Genomic DNA, 4,860 nt, shown 5'->3' with positions numbered 1-4,860 from the left:
ATTCCCCGCTCGCTGCGGGTACTCCAGTTTGTGCTCAGTGCGTGAGCCGTCGAATGACGGTGTGGCATATTTAGCGTCCCTGTCCGGGTGGACCCTGTATCTCCTTGCACAGCACCCGACGAACCGCAGTTGAGTGACGCCAGTCACGTTATCGGTGGCTGGCGACACGGGCCGTGCCATCGGCCTGCGGGCCCTTTCTGCCACGGTGGGCACGCTCAAGTACCGCAGGGGTTGATTGTGTCATGCCATCACTACATCCCGTGTTGCAGGGGCAGCGGTAGTGTAAGCACCGGATGGTGCATGTTGGCGGGGAGGACCCCAAGGTGTTCCCGGATTGATTTCGGCTCTTGAGTTACACTAGTGTATGTCTGTAATAATCATAAATCTGTGGGCTAGCGAGGCTGTGACGCGGTTCACGCCCGGCGTGAACGCCGGGGCTCTCTCACTGTATTAGGTAGGTAGGCGGCCCTCGGGCAGGGTCAGTTTATAACCGACAGGTGACCGTTTATAAACTACCGGCAGCCGTTTATAAAGCTCGCTCGATTGCCTCGGCCGTCGCCTCGCCGACCCCATCGACCGACGCGAGTTCCTCTATCGAGGCTGCGCGGACGCCTTCGACGCTGCCGAAGCGGCCAAGCAGCCGGTCCCGGAGTTCGGGACCGACGCCGGAGACCTCGTCCAACGGCGTCGAGACCGTGTCGCGGACGGTCCGGTGGTACTGGACGGCAAAGCGGTGGGCCTCGTCGCGGACGCGCTGGAGCAGGTGCAACGCGGAGTCGTCGTCGTCCCAATCGCGGCTCCCGTCGGCGGTGATCACGCGCTCCTCGGCCTTCGCGAGGGCGACGACGGAGACGTCCCAGCCGACCCCGGCGATCGCCTCACACGCGGCGTTTCGCTGTCCCTCGCCGCCGTCGATCAACAGCAGATCGGGGTCCGGGCGGTCGTCTCGACCATCGATCGCCCGCTCGGCGCGCCACCGGAGCAAGGTGTTCATGTTCGCGTAGTCGTCGTTCGTCTCGTCGAGTTTCTTCCGACGGTAGCCGCGCTTTTCAGGGTCGCCGTCGGCGAAGACGACGTTGCTCCCGACGACTGAACGGCCGCCGGCGTGGCTCACGTCGAAGCCCTCGATCCGATCGATCCGGTCGGTTCCGAGTCGTCGGGCGAGTTCGCCAGCGGGATCGGCCTTGCCCACCCGGCGGCTGGCGTTCTTGATAGCCAACTCGACGAGCGTCGCCTCCCGCCCGGCACCGGGCACCCGAACCGAGACACCCTCGGTTTCGAGCCATCGGTCGAGGTCAGGGTCGTCGTAGCGCTCCGGCAACAGGAGTGCGTCGGGAAGCGGGCGGTCGGCGTAGAACTGCGGAATAAAGGCAGCGAGAACGGCTGCGACACCCGCGCCGGAGTCGGGGGCATCGACGCGGTGGCGCTCGCGATCGACCAGTTTGCCGTCCTCGCTGTGGAGCCGCGCGACCGTCGCCTCCTCACCCTCGATCGCCACGCCGAGGACGTCGGCGTGGTCCTCGCTTCCACCGACCACGGCGTCGCCACCGCCGCCGTGGAACGCCTCGACGGCGTCGAGTTCGTCCCGCAGGGCAGCCGCACGCTCGAAGGCCTGTTCTTCGGCGGCCGCTCCCATCCGCCGCCGGAGTGGTTCGGTCAGAGCGCCCGTCTCACCCTCGAGAAATCGGATCGCCGATTCGGCGTCATCGGCGTACGACTCGGGCGACGTTTCGCCGGTGCAGGGGGCGCTGCACAGCCCCATCTCGTAGTCGAGACAGGGTCGGTCGCGCCCCTTGTACTTATGATCGGAACACCCTCGGAGGCCGTAGATCCGTCGGATTGCCTTTATCACCGTCTCGACGCGTCCCTTATTCGTGAAAGGGCCGAAGACCGTCGCGCCCTCGTCCGGGTCGCGGGTGACTTCGATCCGCGGGACATCGTGGCGGGTGATCGCGATGAGGGGATAGGACTTGTCGTCCTTTAGCCGGACGTTGTACCGCGGTTGATGGCGCTTGATAAGGTTCGCTTCGAGCAACAGCGCCTGGGTTTCGGTGTCGGTGACGGCAAAGTCGATTCGCGCCGCGGCCTCGACCATCCGGCGGATCCGCTCACTTCGGGGGTCGGCGTACGACCGGACCCGGTCGCGGATGTCGACCGCCTTTCCGACGTACAACACCCGATCGTCGGCCTCGAACAGGTAGACGCCCGGGTCGTCGGGAAGCGCTGATGCCCGTTCGCGAACCGCCGCCGCGTCCATACCCGGATGGAGGGGCCGTGGTCGTATCAGCGTGACGCGTCGTGGCGATGGGGGGCGGACGCGCGGACGATCTGACGGAGTGGGTGGAGCCGCGCGAGCGGTGGCCGGGATCGGCCGACCGAACGTTCAGGTAGTCGGCGGACGAACCACGGATATGGAGAAAACGCCGCAGGGAACGTCCGTCGGCGTCGACGACCCCTACGCAGTCGTCGAACGGTGTGACTTCCTCACCGACGACGGGCGGTGCCGGTACGCCGCCGAGTACGGCCACAACGACCCCGAGTTCGCGCGAGCGCGTCACGCCGACGACCTCCGGTGTCCGGCCGCCGATCCCGAGGGCGAGTGGGCGTGGGTCGACTGCCCGAAGTTTCGCGCGACCGATACCGCGCGGACGTGTCGCCGCTGTGGGCTCGACGAGCGGCGATTGGCGGGCGAGGAAACCAGGCCCCTTCTCGAGGAGCACCACCTCGAATACGCCGACGACGACCGGGCCGAGTTGACACACGAGATCACGGTGTCGCTGTGTCGGTGGTGTCACGCGAAGGTCCACGGCTCGTGGGCCCGGGTCGACGACGACGTCGAACCCGACCCCGAGGCGCTCGCGACCGCGGAGGGGCGGCGCTCCGCGGAGCGCGCGGAGTTCGCCTTCGAGTCCGCGGCTGATCGATACGAGGACGAGTGACGAGCTATTCGCGAAGTGCCGAACCGACGGCTGTCACGGTTTTAAACGGCCAGATGCGTGAACGGGCACACAGCTCGTGTCTTCGTGGTTAGGTTTCGTAAGATTATTATTATTTCAATACGAGCGTTCAGGTATAATGGAAGAAGCTGGGAGCACGGTGGGAAGCGACGCCGACAAACGCGTTCAAGGTGCCTACGACTACTGCGAGGGGCGGTCGGCGTTCATTATCGCCGACGTCGGAACCGACGACGCGTGGATCGCGATCTCAGAAGGTCATGAGACCTCCGTCGAGGCCTGCCGGTAGCCGGTGAAAACCCCGTCCGTCGGCTACCGGGTTTCAAACGCGTCCGGCGGGCGGCCGGCCTCGTCGAGGACGTCATCGCCGACGAGAATCGGACACTCGACCCTGAGCGCCACGGCGATAGCGTCGCTCGGCCGAGCGTCGAAGGTTAGCTTGCGCCGCTCTCCGCCGCCGTAGCGCTCGGCGTCGATCTTCGCGAGGAACGTGTTCCCCGAGAGGTCGTCGATGCGGACCCGGTCTATCGCCCCACCGAACTCCGTCAGCATCTCGACGAACAGGTCGTGCGTGAGCGGTCGTTCGAAGGGACGACCATCGAGGGCGTGCGAGATGGACTTTGCTTGGTCGGTGCTGATGAAGATCGGCAGCGCCTGTTCCCGCGCCCGCAGGATGACAGCCGGGGCCCCCTCGCCCCCCTCGTCATCGACGCTGACCCCGAGCCCACTGACGGTCGCCTCGTGTGTCATCGTCTGACATTCAACCGACCGCCACCAAAGCTTTTCGCCTCGGGCGTCAAGACGCTGGCATGGGAGACGGCTACGTGGTCGCGGCGAAACCCTCTGCCCGCCGGGTCAGCAGCGCGGTCGGAGCGTGGATCGCCGCGTCGGGGCGCCACCGACGCTTCGACTCGAAGGCGGCGGCCCGCGAGTGGGCTTATAAAGCCAGCCCCGAGGGACGGACGCTGTGGGTACAGGACGCCCACCCGCTCGATGTGACCGAGGCGGACGGCTACCTGCTGGCCCGCCGGAGCAGCCGCCGGGGGAACGAGGCAGAACTGCCGGGCGAGCAGGTCGGGCTCTTGACGCGGCGGTAACAACGACCCGAGCGGGCAGACCGGGGAGACGACATCGGACCGGCGACCTTTTGCCCCAACCGCCGCAAGCGGAGGTATGATCGACGGGCGCGAGTCGGAGGGGCAGGGCGCGGGACGCCGAAAGGCGGCTCTGATCGTCATCCCGCTGTTCGCGCTCGGCATAGGGAACGTCCTTTTGATACTTCAGTGGGACATGAACCCCATCTGGGGCGCGCTGTTGGTCCCGCCCGTGGTGTTCATCTCCGCGCTCGGCTGGATCGCTATCGAAGGCGGTATCGCGGGCGGGGCGAGCGAAGGCGGCGGGAAAGCGTAGTTTTGATGCTTCGAAGGAGGAACAAGAGGGGTACTATCGGTCGGAGAAAGCGCCGAGGGTGAGATTCGAACTCACGTGTCCTGACGGACAGTTGCTCTCGAAGCAACCGCCTTGGCCGGGCTAGGCTACCTCGGCTCGTCACTACATCGGTGAGTGGTATCTTTATGCGTTTCGATATACCGAAAGCCGGTCGGCCCGAAGTCAAACAGATGGCGGATTATCAACGCCCCTAATCGCGGCACCGTCGGGACGGAGGGACCGCGTGCGGTCGCCCCAACGTCGATAAAACACATACGCGGAGGGAATAATACGGTTCTATGGAAACGTACGTTCTGTGGTTTGCGAAGTTGGGTCGATTCTACCAGATATCGACTGTACTCGCGTTGGTCGTCGGTATGAGCGCGGTTGCGACGGGCGTCGGAACCGAGAATAGCGTGTTCTTGGGAGTCGGTGTAATGTGGCTTCTCGGTGGTACGGGTGTTGTTGCGCTCGCCTC

Annotated in this window: 6 protein-coding genes and 1 tRNA gene; 4 read left to right on the top strand and 3 right to left on the bottom strand. The window is 65.4% G+C overall.

The features are described from left to right. Positions 1-526: 526 nt before the first annotated feature. Positions 527-2,257, bottom strand: coding sequence for an excinuclease ABC subunit C (locus ACI944_RS11795; RefSeq protein ID WP_411719249.1), 1,731 nt, complete (start codon positions 2,255-2,257; stop codon positions 527-529). Between the two features lie 154 nt (positions 2,258-2,411). On the opposite strand from ACI944_RS11795, the gene ACI944_RS11790 reads away from it, so the two are divergent. Together ACI944_RS11790 and ACI944_RS11785 are read left to right on the top strand one after the other, a co-directional pair. Beyond that, positions 2,412-2,939 (top strand): hypothetical protein, encoded by a 528-nt coding sequence (locus tag ACI944_RS11790; protein WP_411719248.1) that lies wholly within the window; start codon positions 2,412-2,414, stop codon positions 2,937-2,939. 136 nt (positions 2,940-3,075) lie between these two features. After that, complete coding sequence (locus ACI944_RS11785) at positions 3,076-3,243, top strand: hypothetical protein (RefSeq protein WP_411719247.1); 168 nt, start codon at positions 3,076-3,078, stop codon at positions 3,241-3,243. 23 nt (positions 3,244-3,266) lie between these two features. On the opposite strand, the gene ACI944_RS11780 is transcribed toward ACI944_RS11785, so the two are convergent. Then, positions 3,267-3,704: a bifunctional nuclease family protein gene (locus ACI944_RS11780; RefSeq protein WP_411719246.1), complete on the bottom strand. Its 438-nt coding sequence runs from the start codon at positions 3,702-3,704 to the stop codon at positions 3,267-3,269. A gap of 59 nt (positions 3,705-3,763) precedes the next feature. Here ACI944_RS11780 and ACI944_RS11775 point away from each other — a divergent pair, with 59 nt between their 5' ends. Both ACI944_RS11775 and ACI944_RS11770 read left to right on the top strand, forming a co-directional pair. Beyond that, the gene (locus ACI944_RS11775) at positions 3,764-4,051 is read left to right on the top strand and encodes a hypothetical protein (RefSeq protein WP_411719245.1); all 288 of its coding nucleotides are present in this window, start codon (positions 3,764-3,766) and stop codon (positions 4,049-4,051) included. Between the two features lie 76 nt (positions 4,052-4,127). Next, the gene (locus tag ACI944_RS11770; protein ID WP_411719244.1) at positions 4,128-4,364 is read left to right on the top strand and encodes a hypothetical protein; all 237 of its coding nucleotides are present in this window, start codon (positions 4,128-4,130) and stop codon (positions 4,362-4,364) included. A 50-nt stretch (positions 4,365-4,414) separates the two neighbouring features. Here the strand turns inward: ACI944_RS11770 and ACI944_RS11765 are convergent. After that, a tRNA-Ser gene (locus ACI944_RS11765) sits at positions 4,415-4,499 on the bottom strand. Between the last annotated feature and the right edge of the window lie 361 nt (positions 4,500-4,860).

The sequence above is a fragment of the Natronomonas sp. genome, from assembly GCF_046710025.1.
Taxonomy (GTDB): Archaea; Halobacteriota; Halobacteria; order Halobacteriales; family Haloarculaceae; genus Natronomonas.
This window is presented reverse-complemented; position numbering and strand designations above follow the sequence as displayed.

Excerpts from the sequence above, each read along its gene's own strand:
- ACI944_RS11795 (WP_411719249.1), bottom strand. The coding sequence starts at position 2,257 with ATGGACGCGGCGGCGGTTCGCGAACGGGCATCAGCGCTTCCCGACGAC.
- ACI944_RS11790 (WP_411719248.1), top strand. The coding sequence starts at position 2,412 with ATGGAGAAAACGCCGCAGGGAACGTCCGTCGGCGTCGACGACCCCTAC.
- ACI944_RS11785 (WP_411719247.1), top strand. The coding sequence starts at position 3,076 with ATGGAAGAAGCTGGGAGCACGGTGGGAAGCGACGCCGACAAACGCGTT.
- ACI944_RS11780 (WP_411719246.1), bottom strand. The coding sequence starts at position 3,704 with ATGACACACGAGGCGACCGTCAGTGGGCTCGGGGTCAGCGTCGATGAC.
- ACI944_RS11775 (WP_411719245.1), top strand. The coding sequence starts at position 3,764 with ATGGGAGACGGCTACGTGGTCGCGGCGAAACCCTCTGCCCGCCGGGTC.
- ACI944_RS11770 (WP_411719244.1), top strand. The coding sequence starts at position 4,128 with ATGATCGACGGGCGCGAGTCGGAGGGGCAGGGCGCGGGACGCCGAAAG.